This window comes from Actinosynnema sp. CS-041913, from assembly GCF_050942485.1.
Lineage (GTDB): Bacteria > Actinomycetota > Actinomycetes > Mycobacteriales > Pseudonocardiaceae > Actinosynnema.
Genome location: NZ_CP192037.1, coordinates 5,986,625 through 6,006,277 on the forward strand (window position 1 = coordinate 5,986,625; position 19,653 = coordinate 6,006,277).

Below are 19,653 nucleotides of genomic sequence, written 5' to 3' on the forward strand. Positions count from 1 at the left end.
TCCGCGCTCCGCCTCAGCGCTGAGATTAGCCGCCTTCCGCTGTTCCGCGATGAGACACGGCGCATTTCCCGCCGGTCGCGATCAAACGCGTACTCAATCGCGCTGAAATCAGCAACCTAGAGCTGAAATCGTCAGCTCTCTCAATCGAAGGGCATTTCTCATGAGGACTTCTCTGCCTTCTTCCGGCTACACCGTTCGTCAGGCCGCTTGGCTGCTCGGTGTCGAGCCGTCCACCGTTCACCGCGCTGTCCGCGTCGGGACGGTTCGGCTCGTGCGTCGGCGCGGTCGGTACGTCCTGCCGGCGAACGTGCTGGTTCGGCTGCTCGGTGAGCCCCGTTCCGGGGGTACGCCGTGAACCTGATCTGGATTGCTTGGGAGCTTGATCGGCTTCGGTGGGTGCCTACCGCCCTGCTCGCCGACGTGGTCGAGCGTGACGGCTTGTGCATGTGGGCGTTCACGGACGTGCCGCCGTGGGCCGATGAGGAGATGACCGATCGGGAGTTGGCCGCGCGGATGTGCGCTGGCTGCCCGGTGCGGGACGAGTGCTTGGAACTGGAGTTGCGCACCGCCGGTGAGGACACCGTTGGAGTGTGGGGTGCGCTATCGGCCGATGACCGGCGGGCGTTGTACCCGCACTGGCTCCGACGTGGTGAACGCGCCGAGAGGGGGCCGCGTTCATGAACGCCCTCAGCGTGACGCCTGTCCAGTTGCTGGCCGGGCTCGGCGTGGTCCTGGTGCTGCTGTTGGTGTGGCGGGCGGGTGCCCGCCGAGCCAAGGCGACCGCTCGTGCGGCGCGAAGCGGTGTGCGGTTGGCGTCGCTGGCCGGTCGAGTGGTGATCAACGCGGCGTTGATCGTGGTCGTTCAGTGGGTGGTCGTCACCTATCGCGGGGACGGTTGGCTGCTCTTGGCCGTGCTCGTGGTGCCTGCGCTGTTCGCGTCCTACACGTTGACGCGGGCGCTGATGATCACTACCTACGAACCGCGTCGTGGCCGAGGTGAGCGGCGATGAGCGAGTCGGTTGAACGGGTGGCGGTGCAGGTGGACCGGTTGTGTTGGACCGGGATTCTGCTGGGGCTGGCGTTCACGATGACCAACGTCCAGCAGTTCGCGGCGGCCGGTGCGGCGGTGTGGTCGTTGGCTTGGTCTGCGGCTTGGCTGCTGGACCCGATGGTGTCGCTGGTGTTGTTGGCCATTCTGCGGGCTGAGCAGGTGACGGCTCGGTACGGCGTGCGGATGGGCGGATGGGTTCGCGGTGCGAAGTGGTTCACGCTTGCGGCCACGTACGTCATGAACACCTGGGGCGCGTTCATGGACGGCTCGGCTGCGCTCGTGGTGCTGCACTCCGTGCCGCCGCTGGTCGTGTTCGTTGCGGCTGAGGCAGTGACCGAGCTGCGGGACAAGCTCGGCGCGGCGGTGGCGAACGCCGCGCCGACTGGCCCGAATGAACCGACGCCACCTGTGCCGAGGACGTCCTTCGCGGACTACCTCGAAGCGGCGCGGGCGGCGCGTACGCCGGACGTGGTGGTGACGCCTGCCTGGGTTCGGCAGGTGACCGGGTGCTCGCGTGGGTTGTCCTCTCGGCTTGCGGCGGCCCTTGACGAAGATGGGGGCCGTTCATGAACGGCGACCTGGTGCCCGCCGAGCCCGTCTATGAAGGGGAGTTGGTTGCTGACCAGCCGGAGCCGGTCCGGCGCTTGGGTGTGGGATGGCAGCGTGAGGGATTGCGTTACGTCGCAAGGGATGCGGTTGGGTGGTTGGTGCGGCTGCCGGGGCGGTTCCTTAGTGGGGTTTGTCGCGGCATGGTGGTTGCAGCTCGTGCGTGGCGGCGTTGGGTGCGGGTGCGCGACTACCGGGAGGCTGCCGAGCAGTCGGAGAAGTTGGCGGACAAGTTCGTGGAGATCCGGGCGCTGACGCTGTTCCGCTGGAAGGTGACCGGGGTGGTTGTGGCTGCCATCTCAGCGGTGCTGGTGGTGGCGTATGTGATCTACGGGTGGCTGGCACTGTGGGCTGCGGTGGGTGTTGTGTCGGTGGCGCTGGCGGTCGCCGGGCGACGCAAGGACGGCTCGCCGGGGCGGAAGGCGGTGCTCGCCGGGCCGCGCACGCTGACGTGGACGATGGACCCTCAGGTGCTGGTGGATGCCTTCCGGGACGCGAAGTTGATCGGCAAGGACGAAGCCTTGCGGCTGGTCGAGCGGGCCAGGCGGACGGGTGACGGTTGGGCTATGACGGTCGACCTGCCGGCTACGCGCAAGGCGGCCGATGTGATCAAGAATCGGGACGCGCTGGCGTCGGCGCTGGCGGTGGATGAGGTTCAGCTCATCGTTGAGCGCGTGCGTGGTCGTGGGGGTCATGCCGGGCGAGTGTTCCTGTGGGTGGCGGATGAGGACCCGTACGCAGGTCCGCCGGTGCGGACGCCGTTGCTGGATGTGGAGTGGTGGGACGCGTGGCGGCCGGTGCCGTTCGGGCGGGACGCGCGGAACCGGCGGATTGATCTTCCGTTGGTGTGGACGTCGTTGCTTGTGGGCGCGATTCCTAGGCAGGGCAAGACGTTTGCTTCTCGGCTTGCCGCCGCTGGATTGGTGCTGGACCCGTACGCGCGGCTGTACGTGTTCGACGGCAAAGGCGGCAAGGACTGGGACGCAGCCGAACAGCTCGCGTACCGGTACGTGTGCGGGGACGAGCTGTCACACGCCTACGCCGTGCGGGATCACCTCGTGGAGCTGGTGGCAGAAGTCCAATCGCGGTACGCGCGGATGGCCACATTGGACGATGAGGTTTGTCCCGAGTCGAAGATCACTCCGGCCATTTCGCGAGATGTGGACCTTGGGATGCCGATCACGGCGGTGATCATTGATGAGGTTCAGGTCTTCCTGGAGAACCCGGCTCGGGAGCAGGTGGGCGGCAAGAAGACCACGCTCGGCTCGTACATCGCTGACTTGTTGACCTACCTGGTTCGCAAGGGGCCAGCGGCTGGTGTGGTGGTCATCCTGGCGACGCAACGGCCGGACTCAAACACCATTCCGTCCCGGCTGCGGGCGGTGTTGGGGTCTCGGTTCGCGCTGCGGGTGATGGACTGGCGGGACTCCAACATCGTGCTCGGTGAGCAGATGAACACGCGTGGGTTCGACGCTTCGACCTTGTTGCCGAGTCACAAGGGCGTCGGCATCCTGCGGCCTGACGGGGAGACGGACGCTGGGGCTGACATGGTCGCCATGACCGTGCGGACGTACTACATGCCGAACACCGACTGGCGGGTGATCTGCGACCGGGGACGTGCGCTGCGGGAGGCTGCCGGGACGCTTTCAGGCCACGCTGTGGGCGACGATGCAGTGCGGTCGGTTGACTCGGCAGCCGTGGTTCAGGTGCTGGGGAGCGGAACGGCTGACGGGTGGGTGGTCGAGTTGCCCGAACCGTTGGCGGCCGTTGTGGACTACCTCGGGGACGACCTGGACGAACGGGAGTTCGTGCCTACCGCCGAGCTGGTCGAGGCGTTGGAGGTCGAGGCGGGCACGTTCGGGCGGGAGATGGGCGAGCTGGGTTGCCGCCCGTTGCGGCAGTACGTGCCCGATGGTGACGGCGCGCGAAGGGTCCGTGGCTACCTCACGGCGGACATCCGTGCTGCTGTCGATCAGGTGGGTGATGAAATCGGCTCACCAGGGTCTGAGCAGCCATGAGCGCAGGTGAGGACGTCACGGTGAACCTGCCGGACGAGCTGCCTCCGCTCACGCCCGTGACCAGCCGTGCTCTGCTTGCCATACTGGTCGAACTGACCACCGTGGAGGTCTTGGACGGACCTCGGGCAGGGGGCGACCGTGACTGCTGAAATCAGCCGAGACCCATGGGCGACGCTGGACGAACTGCTCGGCATCGAGGTAGCCGACACAGTCGAAGACGGTATCGGGCCGATGGCGGGCTACGGCCGGTGCTCGACCGAGGACAACCAAGATCCGGAGACATCGCGCGGGTGGCAGTTCGGCAACGGGCGGAAGTTCGTGGAGCCGTTCGGTGGGGTGATCGTGGAGGAGTTCTTCGATATCGGGCAGTCGCGGTCCGTGCCCTGGGATCGGCGGGAGGAGGCGTCACGGTTGCTGGCGGCGTTGAAGAACCCGTATCGCGGGTGGAACGCCGTGGTCGTGGGTGAGGGCACCCGGTGCTGGTTCGGTAACCAGTTCTCGTTGATCGCGCCTCGGTTCGCCGCGTACGGGGTGGATCTGTGGGTGCCGGAGTTGGGCGGCAAGTACGACCCTCGCAACCCGTCGCACAAGATGCTGATGAGCGTGCTCGGCGGCATGAGCGAGTCCGAGCGTCAGCACGTCCAGGCACGGGTGCGGGCGGCTATGGATGCTCAGGTGCTCAATGAAGGGCGACACCAAGGAGGGCGCGCGCCGTACGGGTACGAAACCGTGGATGGTGGGCCGCATCCGAACCCGCGCAAGGCTGTCGAGGGCTACCGGTTGCGGGTGTTGGCGATTGACGAGGGATCGGCGTGGGTGGTGCGGCGGATCTTCGCCGAGTACCTGAGCGGGCGGGGCGACCGGGCGATTGCGACGGGGTTGAACCGCGACCGCATCCCGTGTCCTTCGGCGCGGCGGCCGGACCAGAATCCGCACCGGCCCGGCGACGGTTGGCAGGGCAGCACGGTTCGGGCGATTCTCGACAACCCCCGGTACACCGGCTATGCGTTCTTCGGCCGGTGGATGCGTCAGGAGATGCTGCTCGATCCGGACGACGTTGCGGCCGGGAACGTGATCCGGTTCCGGCGCGCGAGCGCTGACCGCATCGTCCGGTCACGTAGGCCGGCGCACCCGGAGATCGTCAGCGTGGAGGAGTTCACGCAAGCGCAGTTGCTCCGCAAGTCGAAGTCCGCCGGCGGGCTGAAGACGGCTCGGAAGACGGAGCGCGCCGAGCGGCCGACGAAACAGACCTACCTATTCCGAGGGCGGCTGCGGTGCACGGTGTGCGAACGGAAGATGGAAGCCAGTCCACGGGCGCGCGGGATGTACTACCGGTGCCCCGCAAGGACATTGCCCAACGGGTCGCCCGCGCTGGGCATCCACCCGCCGACGATCTACCTCCGTGAGGACGTTCTGCTGGACGCGGTGAACAAGTGGCTGGGCGGGCTGTTCGACCCGAGGAATGTCGACCGGACTGTGGCGGCGCTGGTTGCCTCACAGGGGACTCTGACCCCCACGAACCACGATTCGGCGCGAAAGCGGTTGGCGAAGGCAGAACAGGAACTGAGCCGCTACCAGGCAGCCATCAAGGCGGGAATCGACCCGATGGCGCTGGTAGAGCCCATGAACGAAGCCCAGGCAGTGCGGGCTGCGGCCAAGGCCGAGCTTGACAACACTCCCCCGCCGGGCCACCTGACAGCGGCCGAAGTGCACGCCATGATCGACTCACTCGGGGACGTCGGAGCGGCGCTGAAGGGAGCCAAGACGGAGAGCCTGCTCAAGGTCTACCAGGGGCTTGACCTGCATGTTCTCTACAAAGACAAAGCCCACGTGGCTGATGTGATGATCAAGCCAGTGGGCTATGTGAATAGTGCTCGTGTCCGAGAGGTTTGCCCAAACGCGCAGCTGTGGGGAATTCCCCACTCCCCTCGAAGAGGAGTGGCTCATAAGTCCAGCTTAGCAGCCGTTCGAGGCTCCCGTGCAAGAGTGGGGAATTCCCCACTCAGTCTTTCGTCCAGTGAAATGACTCGACCCAGGGTCAGCCGCAGACGGTCACCGTCAATCGCGTTAGACGCTACTTGTCCTGCTTGGTCAAGAAGGGTTGCGGCTCGATCCAAGGAATTCAAGAACTACAGCAAACGCGATAGCGAATAGGAAGGATCGAGGTGATTCGTCGAATAGCGGAGGTTGGAACGTGTGGGGCTTGGGGATGGCAATTGACGCATCAGAGGAAGGGAGGCAAGTCCAGGGCGATTGCGTAGTCAGAAAGCAAGGCTCTGAGCTGCGAGTTTGCGGAGCGAAGGGCCTTCATGGAGGCGGGAGCGGCAGGTGAGACCGCATCGGTGATCATGGAGTTGCGACGCTTCACGACTCCGAGGAAGACCTCACCCGCCGATGACATCATCTCTCATCACCGCACTGACCGTCACCACACCCACCCTTGACCGGCTACCAGCGCCCGTCGCCGACGGCGAGCATGGCGGTCTGCTGGACGCTTTGGCGAAGGTCCCGGACCCGCGTGACCCGCGCGGGATCCGTTACCCACTGTCGGCATTGCTCATGATTGCGGTCTGCGCGGTCCTGGCCGGGGCGTCGTCCTTCGCGGCGATCACCGACTGGATACAGGATCTCGACAGCGATGCCCGTGGCCGGCTCGGTTTCGAGCGCATCCCTTCCGGCACAACGATGTGGCGGCTGCTGACCCGCCTCGACGCCGACCTGTTGGCCACCGTCCTCGCCGGCTGGCTCACCACCCGCGCCCGGCGATCACCGCCGGTCCGTCCACGCCGACACCGCCATGTCATCGCCGTGGACGGCAAAACCCTGCGCGGCGCCCGCCTCGACGACGGCCGACAGGTCCACCTGCTCTCCGCCCTGGACACAGACACCGGCATCGTCCTGGCCCAGGTCACCGTGAACGCGAAGTCGAACGAGATTCCAGCGTTCACCCCGCTTCTCGACGCCGTCCACAGGGTTGTGGGCACCCTGGAGGGCGTGGTGTTCGTCGCCGACGCACTGCACACCCAAGCCGGCCACGCCCACCAGGTCGCCACCCGCGGAGCCCACCTGATGACCGCGGTGAAGGGCAACCAGCCGACATTGTTCACCCAACTGAAATCCCTGCCCTGGCCCAAGATCCCCGTCGGGGACCGCACTCGCGACCGAGGTCACGGACGCCGCGAGACCCGCACCGTCAAAGCCGTCACCCCGCACACTCCCGGCGGCATCGCGTTCCCCCACGCAGAGCAGGCCGTCCGGATCACCCGCAGCCGCACCACCGGCACGAAGACCACCCGCGAAACCGCGTACTTCACCGTGTCCCTGCCCGCCGGCGACGCCCTGCCGGTCGATCTGCAGGACTGGATCCGCCGCGAATGGCTCATCGAGAACCAGGTCCACCACGTCCGCGACGTGACGTTCCGTGAAGACTCCCACCAAGCCCGAACCGGCACCGGCCCCGCCGTCATCGCCACTCTGCGCAACACCGCGATCGGCTGGCACCGCACCAACGGCCACACCAACATCGCCCGCGCCCTCCGACGCGCCAACCGCCGATCACACGACCTGATCACCGCCGTGACCAGCAGCTACTCCACAACGCAATGACCCTGGAGGCAAGTCGGATCGAAGGATGCCCTCCGCGAGGTGCGTTTCGCGTTCTACGGGTGTGTCGGGGCGTCCGATCCGGAAGGGCCGGAGGTGTCGGAGGCGTGGCAGCGTGAGATGGCCGAGCACACGATCGCCGATCAGGGTGTCATCGTGGCGGGCTTCTTCGACGTCGGGGTGACGTCACGCGTCTCGTGGTCGGATCGTCCGCGGGCTTCGGCGTTGCTCGTGGCGTCCGGTGATCCGGATCGGGGTTTCGACGCGGTGGTGGTCGGTGACTACGAGCGGGCGTTCGGCACGGTCGCCGAGTTCAGGGAGTTGGTCCTGTTGTTCGAGGGCCGCGGGGTTCAGGTGTGGATGCCTGAGGCGGGTGGTCTCGTCTCGGTGGACGGCCCGGACTTTCCGGCGTTGTTGACCATGTTGCAGCCGGTTGTCCCCTCGTCCACCGTGCGAGAAGTTCGGGCGGGCAGGCGTCGACCGGGTGGGCAGGCCGGACGCCGCGCTCGGCCAGGCGTCGGATCACCGGCTTAGGGTCCGACTCCCGGTACAACCGGACCGCACGGGACCTCAACTCGTCTGGGTACTTCTTCGGTGGTGCCACGGACGACTCCCTTCAGGCCCTATCGGACCATGTCTGGAAAGCCTTCGGGCTGCCGGGGGAAGCTCATACTCGGGGGCGAACAGGTGGCTGGCAGGGTCGATGTCTTCGGAGTACCGGATGACGCTGGTCAGGACGCGATCAGGTGTGCGCGAGGTAGGCGACCTGGCTCGCCGGCGCGGTCCGCGCCGCCTCCGCCGCCTGGGTGAGGGTGGACGAAGAACCGGTGGGGACCGGTAGAGGTCAGGTGCGGAGGGTGTGCTGAATGGCGGTGGCGACGTGGTGACCCTGGATGTCGCGTCCGCGGGTGTTGGGGTGCAGGAGCCAGGGCAATGGCACGCCGAGGAGCTTGACCTGGGATGTCTCGAACAGGCCGCCGATGCCGCGGTCGTCGCCGTCGCAGGCGGTGTTGTAGCCGGTGACCGCGTAGAGGTCGACGAACAGCGCTCCTGCCTCGTCGGCCTTGGCGCGCATCAGGTCGTTGAGGCGCTCCTGGATGTTGTCGAACACGGGCAGGGCGTTGGTCGGGATGTCGGCCAAGGGCTTGTACTTCCGCCCTGGTGCGGGGATCTGGCACTTGACGAAGTTGTCGGGCACGATCCGCGGATAGCCGACCAGCACGGCCTTGGCGTGCGGCGAGAGTTCGCCGACGTTGTCGAACAACACCCCCAGCTCCGTCTCGACCGTATCGAATCGGGAGTCGAGCCACTGCCTGCCGGCGCCGACGGTGAAGAAGGCGGCGCACTGCTCGGCGGGGTCGTCGGGGTCGACCGGGTCGCCGGGCAGCACCGCGTCCAGGTTGCGGAAGGTCTGGGAGCACTGCTGGAGGATCTGGACGAAGCCGAGGGTGTTGCCGCCGAGGGTGCCGACGACGAGCCTGGTTTCGCTGCCCAGGGCCTCCTGCTGGGGCGGCTTGCTCTTGCCCTTCGGCAGGGGTTGCGTGGTCCAGAAGTGCTCGATGACCGCGGCGCCGCAGGAGCGGTCGGAGGCGACGTCGAGCGTGGTGCCCTGCTCGGCAAGTTCCCGGGCCGCCACCGCCGGATAGTTCTCCTCGGACCGGAAGCAGTAGTACTCGTTCAGGTCCCAGGCCCCGAAGATGGGTGCGATGCCGAAGTTGGCGGCGTAGGAGTCGCCGAAGAATACCGTCGACACCGGCTCCGGCCGCGCCAGCTCGTGCGCGGCTGCGGGCGCGGCCCCCGCGCACATCACCACGGCCACCGCCGCCACGAGCAGGCTGCGGCCCCGTCTTGTCGTTGTCACCGCTGCGATCTCCTCACCGGTCCGTCCAGCGCCGCCGCCCTACCCGGACGACAGCGGCGGTCGCCGATCCGGCGACCCGCAAGCAACGTAGGCACACCCCGGACCGCACCGCCGGCACTCCACCCGACCGTGCGCCACCCACCCGACAGCGGTGCTTCCGCCGCGACGACCGCAGCCACGCTGCGAGAACCCTCGGGACGACCGAGCCGGTTCCTTCGCCGGAAGGTTCCTGAACAGTTGGGATGCACGTCGGGTGCGGTCGGTCGCGAGCAGCGTGGTCGGGTGGGTTCACACGGTCGAGCGATCGACCACCGCGCCCGCTGGCTTGGATGATCACCGTCGTGCCGCGCACCTGTCACCCGACTGGGACTACGCCGAACGGCAGGTACGCGCCTGGAGCGCTGACGTCGGCTTGACGACCAACGCGGACGGCGAGCACGCACTGGCCAGGATGGGCCGCGGCGGGATGGCGGGCTGGCTAGCGTCTGACGCCGATCGCTTCGAACCGGCCCTGCTGTCGCGGCGGAGCGTGTTCATCGCGGTGGTCGACGACGGGTTCGACCATGAGCGGGCCGAGCCGGAGCGGGTGCGGGTGTTGCTGGAGCAGTTGATCGGGGTGCTGGAAGGCGTCGACATACCACGCGGGTACCCGGCTGTGGCGGCGCTGGCGGATCTGTGGCCGCGCAGGCTGGCGGGTGCCGCGTCGGGTTGGGCGGTGCGGTTCGTCGAGGTGTACCGGCGGCACGCCGACGCCACGTACACGGCGGTCGAACTGTGTGCGCGCGGCGGCAAGCAGGGCTTGGCGGACCACCCGGCGCTGCGCAGGCACACCATCACCGCGTTGCCGACCTGAGGTTGTCCCCGATGACCGGACACCGGATTTCATGCCACGAGGGTGAGGTCTCGACGATAGCCGACGCTGACTTCGTGCGGAGTGCGGTAGTCGAGTGTCGAATGTAGACGGTCGTGGTTGTAGTAGCCCAGGTAGGCGAAAACGTCGCGTCGGGCTGCGTCGCGGGTGTCCCAGACGGTGGTGCCGATCTCGGTCTTGAGGGTGGCGAAGAACGACTCCGCCACCGCGTTGTCGAAGCATGACCCGGTCCGCCCCACCGACGGCCGGAAGCCGTGACCAGCGAGCGCGGAGCGGAACAGTCCGGAGGTGTATTGAGTCCCGCGATCAGCGTGGAAAATCGCGTCGTCGCCGGTCAGGCCGCGTCGGACGGCGAGGTCGAGGGCGTCGCGGACCAACTCGGCGCGCATGTGGTCGGCCATCGCGTGCCCGACCACCTCGCGGCTGTGCAGATCGATCACCGTGGCCAGGTAGAGCCACCCCTCCCGCGTGGGCAGGTACGTGATGTCCCCGACCAGCCGCATCCCCGGCGTCAGGGCGGTGAAGTCGCGGCCGATCAGATCCGGCACTGGCGCCGCGACCGCATCAGGCCTGGTCAACGACCTGCGGCGTCTGCGGGTGAGCCCGACGACCCCGCGTTCGCGCATGACCCGCCCGACCCGTTTGTGGTTCACCCGCCGGCCTCGACGACGCAGCGCGACGACGATCCGCGGACGCCCATAGGCACCCCGGTGACCGGCGTGGACCTCGGCGATCTCGGCGGCCAGGCGCTCGTCCGCCTTCGCCCGCTCCGCCCTGGCTGGGGCGGCGGCCAGCCATTCGTAGAAGCCCGGGCGTCGCACGCGCAGGACCCTGCACAGCCGGGTGACGCCGAAGGCGGCACGGTGTTCGGAGATGAACCGGTAGCTGCGGGTCAACGACCCATCTCCTTGGCAAAATACGCGGCGGCCTTGCGGAGGATGTCCTTCTCCAGCTCCAACTCGGCCACGCGCTTGCGCAGCGCCCGCAGCTCCTCCTGGTCCACCACCACCGCCGCCGTGCCGACCGATCCGGCCTGGGCCTGTTCGGCGGTGCGGACCCAGTTGCGCAGGGTCTCGTGGTTCACGCCCAGCTCACGGGCGACCTGCCGCAACGGCCGGTCCGACGAACGGGCCAACGCGACGGCGTCCCTGCGGAACTGCTCGGGGTACTTCGACTTGCCTGACACGGGGAACATCCTTCCCCAGACCGCTGTCTGGGATCAGGGTGTCCGGTTCAAGGGGACAACCTCAGTAGGTGGCCACTGCCGCACCTTGCCGCCGACAGCGGGAGAAACCGACCGTGTGAGTGAGAGGTCCACGACCGGACGGTGACGGTGCCGCGCCCGAACACCGAGTGTGTCGTTCGTTCCGATCGGATAGCGGTTGCGCGGTGGGCTGGCTCAACCCCGACGAGTACGAAGCCGCCGGGCATGCCGCTCGGGCCGACCCGACTGCCATCCCGGCACCACCTACCCGATCCAGGTAACAACCGCCTCGGGTCATCGGGGAATCTCAAGCGATTCGGGCTGGCCGCGGGCCGGACCAACGTGTCACCCACTTCGGAGCCCATCTCGACACCCCGCCTTGCTTGACCTGATCAGCGGGTGCATGGGAGTGGGCGCTTGAGTTCCCATCGTGCACGAGGCGGTGGAATCGCCGGGGTCTCGGGCGACGGGGGCGGAGCGGTGACGACTGTCCACGGAGGACGGGGCTCCCGGCGGGATCAGTCGAAGGGCTCGGGCTCCGCCGCGTCGTGCTGGTCGAAGTCGTCCACCTCCGCCGGCGCCGGGTCGAGGCTGATGGTTCCGTCGCCGAACGGAACCCACCTCAGCCAGGCGTACTTGCCCTGGCGACCGGAGGCACCGCCGTTGTCGACGAAGCTCACGGTGCAGTCGACGCCCCTTTTTACTGGTAGCACGGTGGTCGAGTAGGTGTTTCCGCGGTCGGTGTTGTATCGCCGCGCGGTCGCCTGGGCTGATACTCCGCCGGTCTTGAGTTCCAGCATGGGGTTGCTGTGGATGGAGGTGCTCAGCACGATCCCGATCGCGAGGCCCGAGGTGGGCGCGGTGAACTTGTGCGCGGTGTTCCATTCCAGCTCAAAGGACTGCATGCCTCCGACCAGCCTGGTTTCGCCGAAGGCGGAGAGCAGGCCGGCGACGGTGAGGGACCCTTCCTCGGTGACCGTGACCTCGCCGGTGAACTCCGCCTTGGGCGTCACCAGTCTCCCGTATCCGGTGATCTTGAGGCTGGCGCCTCTGTAGATTTCGGTGGTGCTGCCGATCTTCAGTACCTCTTCGGACCCCCCGCGCAGTTCTCTGATGTACACGATCTTGTCCTCGGCAATCGCCGACACGTGCCCGTTCGCCGTAAACCCGCCGGTGCCGGTGGTGATCGATGCGACGGTGCCCGACTGGTCGAGGTCGTCCCTGACCTTGATCGCCGACCCGCCACCGGACAGGGTGCGCACCTTCAGCGTCTTGGCGGTGTCCACGACCAGGTCGCTGACCACCTTGTCCGCCACCCCGAGCGTGTGGACCCGGACGTCCGGGTCGGCGACCCGGACGTGGGTGGTCTGGTAGAGGTCTTTGTCTCCGAGGGTGGCTTTGAGGGTGAAGTTCGTGGCGTCGACCAGCGGGGGCGAGGTCCAGGTGCCGCCGGGGTTGTCCAGCACCTTCGCTTGGTCCTCGCCGTCCTTGTCCCGGTAGTACACGGTGTACTGGGCGTTCGTGGAGCCCTCCCAGTTGAGCTGTGCCGTGCCGTCGCGGGAAATGACGTTGTCGGCCGGTCGCAGCGAGTGCAGGAAGAACACGTCGTCGCGCTTGACGACCTCGACGTGGCCCTTGCGCTCGGTCCACTCTTCTCCGGCGGTCTTCGTCCGTTCGGCGAGTTCGATCGTCACCGGGCCGATCGCGCCGTTGACCTCGATGCCGGACAGTTTGACGTCCAACTGCCACGTGCCGTCGAACGTCGCGTTGTCCTCCGGGACGAGGGTGTATTCGGTCCGGTTCGGGTCGGTGGAGTCCCTGGCGACGTGCCACCTCTTTCCGGTGCCGTCGGTGAAGACGCCCGTGGACGGGGTGATCCGCTGCGGGTCGCCGGTCAGCGCGGTGGCCGATCGGCCGGTGGGGATGGAGATCCGCAACTTGCAGCAGTCGGTCGGCCAGCTCGCGGCGGGGTCCTTCTCCCTGCCGTACACCAGGGTCAGCGTGGCGTAGGAGGGTTCCGCGAACGTGCTCACCGTCAGCGGGTCCGGGTCGGTCGCGAGGACGGGTTTGATCAGGTTGTCGTCTGGCACGAAACGCTCCTATGCCTGCGTGATCGGGACTGGTGCGGTGCGGGCGGTCAGGGCGGCGGTTCCGGCGGCGGCGCGCTCGCTGATCTCGGCCGCCGCCGAGCCGACCGGGACAGGGAGGTCGATCTCGAACGTCACCGACCAGGTGCCGTCGAAGGTGGCGGGCTCGTCCGGGACGCACTCCAGCCTCAGCACCGCCGGGTCGGTCCGGTCGGCGGCGATCCACCAGTGCCTTCCTTGAGCGCGGCCCCGCACGGGGGTGCCGCGCAGGTGCGGGGCGTGCCGCACCGCCGGGTCGACGGGCACGGACAGCACGAAGCCGTCGCAGCGCACCTGCGTCTCGTGCTCGGCGGAAGGGCCTCCGACGGTGAGCAGGAGCCGCGTGCCGGGCGCGGTGGCGTCGACGGCGGCCTTCGATCCCGCGCGGCTCTCCAACCGGTACGGCAACAGCAGTGGTCGGTCCTCGCTCACGTGTTCTCCTCTCCGGCCGGGTCGGTCGGGCGCAGCAGCAGGTAGCCCGCGCGGGCGGACGGTACGGGGTCGTCGACGCGGGCGGAGTCGTCGGAGGCCAGGATCGGCAGCTCGGCCCAGTCCGGCAGCGGCGCGGCGTCCACCACGACCGGTTCGGCCCAGGTCCACTCGCCGTGCCACTGCGCCGGCTTGGGCATGACCACGCCGGGCTGTTCGTCGTCCGAAGTGCCGTCGCGTGGGCCGCGTTCGACGGCGAGCAGCGGGTTGAGCCGGAACGCCGCCCGGATGCGGCGCAGCGCCGCGCCGACGACCTCGGTGTCCACGCGCAGCGCGGCGATCGGGAGGATGTCGGTGGTGGCGTGGACGGCGCTGTGCGGGCACATCAGCAGGGTCAGGTCCAGTGGTTCGAGGTCGTCGGAGAGCCGGGCTCGCACCCGGACGCCCGAGCCGGTGCCGATCGGTTCGACGTAACCGCCCGCCCCGGCGGGGGTGACCGCGTGCAGCGCCTCGTACTCGACGGGCGCGCCCGGCTCCGGCGCCTGGTAGTAGCCGATGAGGCCGTCCTTGAGCTGTTCGGCGTCGCCGAGCCGGACCGTCCACCGCCAGTCCGGGTACGGCTCGCGCGGCGGATCGAGCACCCGGTCCCACGCGGGGTCGGTGAGCAGGGGACCGCGCAGTTCCAGGCCGAGGCGGGCGCGGACGAGGGCGACCGGCCGGCCGATGAGCCGCAGCGGGGAGGTGTCCTCGCTCGGGGTGAGGTCGCTGATCCGCTCCAGGCTGGTGTCGATCGTGGTCATCAGCGCGGTGAACGCGTCGGGGCCGCGTCCGAGCAGCCCGAGGGCGAAGCCCGCCACGTGCGGGTGGGCGGCGCGGAAGTCCTCGTCCGCCGGGTGGCGCAGCGGCGCGTTGGGCAGCGGCGTCCAGGTGATCTCGTGGGTGTCCGACGCGAGCACGACGACGCGCAGCTCGCCCAGCGGCAGGCCGTCGGGGGCGTGTACGAGGACGGTCTGGTCGAGGTGGTTGACCAGCAGCCAGCCCACGATCGGGGTGTCGGCCCCCTCGCGCGTCGGCTCGAACCGGATCCTGGTCTCGTGCAGCAGCCTCGGCGGGAGTTGGAGGTAGCGCTGCGGGCCGGGCGCGTCGGGGAAGATCAGCCGGTCCGGCTGGACGCTGGCGGCGCGGATCGGCGCGAACTGGATCGGCTGGGAGCCCTGGGCGGCGACCTTGCGCACGGTCTGGCCGAACCGGTCGACCAGGTGCAGTTCGCGGAAGTAGAACTGGCCGCCGCGCACCGGCTGGAACCGCTGGTCGCGCCGGTCGCCGGCGCCGTCGGGCACGTGGTTGGTCTCTCCGACCAGCTCGGCCAGGTCTTCGTCACCGGCCAGTGCGACCTGCGTGGTGACCTGGCACTGCCCGTCGCGTTGGAGCAGCCAGTCGGTGAGGCCGTCCAAGCGTTGCGACAGGACGCTCAGCTCGGACAGGTCGGCGCGCAGGCCGCGCAGCGCCGAGACCTGCCCCGCGGGCGCGCTCTCGGTCTGCCGGTCGATCTGGCCGCGCAGCACGTAGGAGAAGGAGGGCGTGAGGAACGCCCGGCCGGTGAAGTCGGTCTTGCGCAGGCCGCCGTGCTCCTCCGGGCCGGAGCCGGAGTCGGTGGCGGGTTCGGCTCCGGTGCCGAGCCAGCGGTAGCGCTCACCGTCGAACTCCCAGTGCTCCCCGTCGTCCCCGGCGTACGGGGTGGCGCAGTGCACGATCCGCCACTGGATGTACATCGGCAGCCACGGCTGCGACCAGACCGCCAGGTACTCCGGCCACGGCCCTTCCGCGCAGCCGTCGGGGTCGGTGGTGATCGCGTGCAGCGCGGTCGCCCCGTCCACGGCGGTGGTGGCCGCGCGCTCCAGCAGCTCTTACTCCGCGATGAGCGCCGCGCACGCCGGGGGCAGCCCGTCGCTGTGGGGTGGCAGCGGCGCGGCGGGGTCCGCCTCGGCCCAGGTGTCGCCGATCCTGACCCTGGTGAGCAGCGCGGAGGGCAGCCTGCACGGCAGCGGGTCGTCTTCGGCGCGGGCGAGCGGGTCGACCGGGCCGCAGTCGCTGAGCAGCACGACCGGGTCGGCGGGCCGGTGGAACACGCCCAGCGGCCTCCTGCGCAGCTCGAACTCCGAGGTCAGTCCTTTGCCGGCGGCGAAGTCGGCGATGGCGGCGGGCAGGTCGTCGGGGTCGTCGGCGTGCGGGATGCGTGCCCGTGCGGCGGTCAGCGCGGTCAGGTGAGCCTCGACCTCGGCGTGTGCTTGCGCGATGCGCTCGTCCCAGGTGTCCGGGTCGACGACGTAGTCGGGCGGGCGGTGACCTTCTTCTTCCGGCAGGTCCCGCATCCACCGCAGGCTCCACAGCCGCCACCGCGCGGCCTCCAGGCGCGGCGGGATCAAGTCGTGGGCGGCCTGGTCGGCGTTCAGCTCGGCCACCCAGGCCGGTTGGGCGGGTGGCGGCGGCGGGGTTTCGGCCGGGTCCGCCGGACGGGTGGTGACCTCCCACTCCTGGCCGCCGTCGCGCGCGGCGAACCACGACCCGTGGGTCAGCTCGGCGAGGTCGATCTCGCCGTCGGCGGTGTCCAGGGCGTCCGGGTCGCCGTGGAACAGCGCGTTGACCAGGTCGCCCATCCGCGCCGAGCGGGTCTGGTGCGCCGCAAGTGCGGTGGCGGCGTCGGCGGTGGAGTGGCCGATGGCGACCTTCACCGCTTCGGGGGCGGGCCTGCTCGACGGGGGCTGGTAGCCGCGCTGCTGCCAGTGGATGCCCAGCGCGGTGCCCGCGTACCGGGTGTGCCGGACGGTCGTGGGCAGGGCGTCGGGTATGGACCAGCCCAGCGCCGCGGCCACCGCGCGGACGTCGTCGGGGTCGGTGTCGGGCGGGAGCAGTTCGGGGACGTCCCGGGCGCGGCGCAGCACGTCGGCGTCGTCGTCGCTGTACCAGCCGAAGACCTGGTAGCTGAGCGTGGCCTCCGGCGGGTGGTTCCCGCCCGGCAGTGTCAGGTCCGCGAGCGTGTCGTGGAACAGGAACACGTTCTCGTGGTACGGCGCGAACGCGGCGAACGCCGGGAGACCGGGGCCGATCGCGGTGAGGAACAGCGGCCGCGCGGGCGGCTCCTGCCACGGGCCGTCGGCCAGCGCGTGGGCGCGCCCGATGTAGTCGTGGCGCGGCTCGCCTGCGGGCGCGAACGGGTCCAGGTACTGGGTGTACGCCTCGATCCCGAGGTCGTCGTGCTTCTCCAGGTAGTCGCTCTGCACCAGCCACCCGGCAACCTTGCGCTCGCCGCCCACCCGCGCGTAGCGCACGACGAGCCACCGGTTGGGCACCAGGGGGAAGACCGACTCGCCGGTCTCGGGGTCGATGTGACCCGCGGTCAGCGCCTCGGGCAGCTGCCACTGCACGTGGACGCCCTCGGAGCCCGGCATGTCGAAGAGGTCGCCGTCCTCGTACGGTCCCGGTTCGGCGCTGAGCTTGTAGCGGGGGTTGAGCATCATCGTGTACCGCGGCTGCCAGCGCAGGAAGTCCTGGGCGCGGACGTCCTGGTTGACCATGAGCGCGTGCACCCGGACGGGCACGAGGAGTTCGGTGTCGGTCACGCGGTCTCCTCGGTGGGGGCTCCGGCCCTGATCGAGACTTCGACGGGGGCGTTGACCAGTTGCAGCGCGAACTCGGCCGGGGTGAGGTCGTCGCGGTCGAGGGCTTGCGCCAGCGCGGGCACGATCCCGCGCAGGTCCAGCACGTCGGGGGTGCCCGCGGCGGGGCGCAGGTGGTCGTCGAAGACGGTGCCCTCGTCCGGGAACGAGCGCTCCAGCGGATAGCCGAGGGTGGGGCCGGGGTCGAGCCCGCGCAGCGAGATCACGTCGCCGTGGTCGATGCCGAAGTGGATGCCCTGGCCGGGTTCCCTGATCACCACCTCGTCGGGGACCTCGCCGAACAGGCACAGCAGGACGTCGGGTGCCGGGTGGTCGCGGCGCAGCTCGATGACCGGCGCGCCCGACGCTGTGGCCAGCAGGTCGAACACTGGCCAGGCCCTGACCAGCGCGGAGCGGATCAGCACCCCCGCGGCGGCCCGCTGCCCGGTGCGGGCGGCGTCCACCTCGGCGGTGAGGGCCGCGTCGGCGGCCACGTCGACCGCGGTGTGCACGCCGACGTCACGGGCCCCGGCGACCAGCGACTCCACCCACTGCCGGTCCACCACGAAGAACCTCAGCGACTCCGGCGGCAGCAGGTCCTGGTGCGGAACGAGGTAGCGGAAGGGCACGCCGCGCAGCAGCGCCACCCCGTCCAGCCAGGTGGGCATCCCCGAGCCGCGTTCGCGGGCGGTGCGGCGCAGCAGCCGCTGCATCCGCCCGCCCGCCAGCGCGCCGACACCCGCCCTGGTCCTGCGGGTCCGCACGCCGGGGGTGGCGGGCACGTCGTCCTCGGGGCGCTGCGGGGCGGCGAGCGCGTCGACCAGCGCGCGCCCGAGCCCGCCCGCGGCGAGGCCCGTGGCGGTGGTGGCCGTGCGCGCCGGGCGCTCCGGGTCGATGCCCAGGCTCTCCAGGTGCGGGTCACCGGCCACGGCGAGCCCTTCGACGGCCTGGTTGGCCAGCTCCCTGCGGACCTGGGCCAGCTCGGCGGCGTAGGCGGGGTCGCTGAGGGCCAGCGCGCGGCCCAGCGTCCACGCCGCGGCGTAGGAGACGTCGAACAGGCCGTTCTCCGGCTCGAAGATCAGCGCGTGGTCGGCGGTGGTGTGCGGGGTGGACCTGCCCACGACCGGGACCGGTGGCACCGCGGCGGGCGCGCAGGGGCCGCGGTACCAGCCGAAGGTCAGCTCGCCGGAGCCGACCCGGTACGGCACGGGCGCGTACCCCAGCCACAGCCGCCGGGCGGCGTAGTCGGCCGCCTCACCGCCCGCCCCGCCGTCGGCGGGCCGCAGTCGCGGCGCCAGGTTCTCGGGATCGGCGCGCCCGGGTTCGGCCAGCGCGTCGAGCAGGCTCCGCGCGTCGAGGACGGCGGCAGGGTCGCACCGGAACGACCACGAGCGCAGCGAGCACAACCGGAACGCCCGGTACTCCTCGGGTGTCCCACCGTCGTCCAGGCAGCCCGCCCGGTCCTGCTCGGGTGGCTCGGCGTCGCCGAGCCACTCCTTCCAACCCTCCAGCGACACCAGGTGCACCGCGTGGGCGCCGGTGGTGCGGGCGAACCGGTTGGCGGCGATCACCGCGTAGCGGCCCTCGGTGAGCACCTCGCCGTCGTCGAGCAGCAAGGGCGCGGTGGTCACGTCGCGCACGTGGGCGAGGTGGCGCAACTCGTCCAGGCGCGGCACGACCGCCGAGAAGACCTCTCTCGGCACGTCGATGGTCTTCGTGGTGCTCGCGGAGACGTCGGCGTCGATCCCCTCGTCAGCGAGCTTCGGCCCGAGCACGTCCTTCTCGGTGGGGCAGCGCAGCTCCTCGACGGTCCTGGACACGGCGTCGCCGCGGGCGTCGGGGTCGTCAGGCAGTTCCCCCGCGCGGAACACCAGCAGCGCCAGCCAGGGTTCGCGGACGGGCACGTCCTCCAGGGCGTGGCCTTCGGTCTCCCGCTCCCACGGCAGGACCGCCCGGTTGAGCGTGATGTGCGGCAGGGTCAGCCGGTAGTCGCCTTCGGCTCCCTCGGCCGGGTAGAGGGCGTGCACCGAGGACTCGTCGAGCACGAAACGCACGGCCCTGACCTCGAACCGCTCGACCACCTCGGGCAGCTCGTGCCCCGGCGTGGGCACCGGGTCGTCGCCCTTTTCGAGCACCTGGGTGGCCTCCACCGTGTAGACACCGGCGGTGGCGCGGGGCTGGTAGTAGTCGTGGAAGCTGATGCGCAGGTCGGGCTGGGTCGGCAACGC

16 protein-coding genes are annotated in these 19,653 nt (G+C 69.7%); 8 read left to right on the top strand and 8 right to left on the bottom strand.

The genetic code is table 11. The annotated features are described in order from the left end of the window. The first annotated feature begins 351 nt into the window (after positions 1-351). From ACQPZF_RS27000 to ACQPZF_RS27030, 7 genes are all read left to right on the top strand, one after another. A complete protein-coding gene (locus ACQPZF_RS27000; protein WP_433261501.1) occupies positions 352-681 on the top strand; it encodes a WhiB family transcriptional regulator in 330 nt (109 codons plus the stop codon). Beyond that, entirely contained in the window at positions 678-1,010 is a 333-nt protein-coding gene (locus tag ACQPZF_RS27005; RefSeq protein ID WP_433261503.1) for a hypothetical protein, read from the top strand. Before ACQPZF_RS27000 ends, ACQPZF_RS27005 begins: the two co-directional genes overlap by 4 nt. Beyond that, on the top strand, positions 1,007-1,621 hold the full coding sequence (locus ACQPZF_RS27010; protein WP_433261505.1) for a hypothetical protein: 615 nt from the start codon (positions 1,007-1,009) through the stop codon (positions 1,619-1,621). Before ACQPZF_RS27005 ends, ACQPZF_RS27010 begins: the two co-directional genes overlap by 4 nt. Then, positions 1,618-3,675 (top strand): cell division protein FtsK, encoded by a 2,058-nt coding sequence (locus tag ACQPZF_RS27015; protein ID WP_433261507.1) that lies wholly within the window; start codon positions 1,618-1,620, stop codon positions 3,673-3,675. The genes ACQPZF_RS27010 and ACQPZF_RS27015 overlap by 4 nt, the downstream gene beginning before the upstream one ends. Positions 3,676-3,813: 138 nt before the next feature. Beyond that, positions 3,814-5,829, top strand: coding sequence for a recombinase family protein (locus tag ACQPZF_RS27020; protein WP_433261509.1), 2,016 nt, complete (start codon positions 3,814-3,816; stop codon positions 5,827-5,829). Between the two features lie 240 nt (positions 5,830-6,069). Then, the gene (locus ACQPZF_RS27025; protein WP_433261511.1) at positions 6,070-7,281 is read left to right on the top strand and encodes an ISAs1 family transposase; all 1,212 of its coding nucleotides are present in this window, start codon (positions 6,070-6,072) and stop codon (positions 7,279-7,281) included. Positions 7,282-7,320: 39 nt separating this feature from the next. Next, a complete protein-coding gene (locus ACQPZF_RS27030) occupies positions 7,321-7,812 on the top strand; it encodes a hypothetical protein (RefSeq protein ID WP_433261512.1) in 492 nt (163 codons plus the stop codon). A 310-nt stretch (positions 7,813-8,122) separates the two neighbouring features. Here the strand turns inward: ACQPZF_RS27030 and ACQPZF_RS27035 are convergent, their stop codons facing one another. Beyond that, positions 8,123-9,139, bottom strand: a complete 1,017-nt coding sequence (locus ACQPZF_RS27035) for an SGNH/GDSL hydrolase family protein (protein WP_433261514.1) — start codon at positions 9,137-9,139, stop codon at positions 8,123-8,125. 325 nt (positions 9,140-9,464) lie between these two features. Here ACQPZF_RS27035 and ACQPZF_RS27040 point away from each other — a divergent pair, with 325 nt between their 5' ends. Beyond that, entirely contained in the window at positions 9,465-9,992 is a 528-nt protein-coding gene (locus ACQPZF_RS27040) for a terpene synthase family protein (RefSeq protein ID WP_433261516.1), read from the top strand. Between the two features lie 29 nt (positions 9,993-10,021). Here ACQPZF_RS27040 and ACQPZF_RS27045 read toward each other — a convergent pair whose 3' ends face one another. The 7 genes from ACQPZF_RS27045 to ACQPZF_RS27075 all read right to left on the bottom strand — a co-directional run bounded on the left by ACQPZF_RS27045 (position 10,022) and on the right by ACQPZF_RS27075 (position 19,650). Further along, positions 10,022-10,906 carry an IS3 family transposase gene (locus tag ACQPZF_RS27045; RefSeq protein WP_433261518.1) on the bottom strand — a complete coding sequence of 295 codons (885 nt, stop codon included), beginning with the start codon at positions 10,904-10,906 and terminating at the stop codon, positions 10,022-10,024. Then, complete coding sequence (locus ACQPZF_RS27050) at positions 10,903-11,196, bottom strand: transposase (protein ID WP_433261520.1); 294 nt, start codon at positions 11,194-11,196, stop codon at positions 10,903-10,905. Before ACQPZF_RS27050 ends, ACQPZF_RS27045 begins: the two co-directional genes overlap by 4 nt. A gap of 536 nt (positions 11,197-11,732) precedes the next feature. After that, a complete protein-coding gene (locus tag ACQPZF_RS27055) occupies positions 11,733-13,304 on the bottom strand; it encodes a hypothetical protein (RefSeq protein ID WP_433261522.1) in 1,572 nt (523 codons plus the stop codon). A 9-nt stretch (positions 13,305-13,313) separates the two neighbouring features. Next, positions 13,314-13,772 carry a hypothetical protein gene (locus ACQPZF_RS27060; protein ID WP_433261524.1) on the bottom strand — a complete coding sequence of 153 codons (459 nt, stop codon included), beginning with the start codon at positions 13,770-13,772 and terminating at the stop codon, positions 13,314-13,316. Further along, positions 13,769-15,646: a hypothetical protein gene (locus ACQPZF_RS27065; RefSeq protein ID WP_433261526.1), complete on the bottom strand. Its 1,878-nt coding sequence runs from the start codon at positions 15,644-15,646 to the stop codon at positions 13,769-13,771. Before ACQPZF_RS27065 ends, ACQPZF_RS27060 begins: the two co-directional genes overlap by 4 nt. Before the next feature lie 30 nt (positions 15,647-15,676). Beyond that, positions 15,677-17,389, bottom strand: coding sequence for a hypothetical protein (locus ACQPZF_RS27070; RefSeq protein ID WP_433261528.1), 1,713 nt, complete (start codon positions 17,387-17,389; stop codon positions 15,677-15,679). Continuing rightward, positions 17,386-19,650, bottom strand: a complete 2,265-nt coding sequence (locus tag ACQPZF_RS27075; RefSeq protein WP_433261530.1) for a hypothetical protein — start codon at positions 19,648-19,650, stop codon at positions 17,386-17,388. Before ACQPZF_RS27075 ends, ACQPZF_RS27070 begins: the two co-directional genes overlap by 4 nt. Positions 19,651-19,653: the final 3 nt, after the last annotated feature.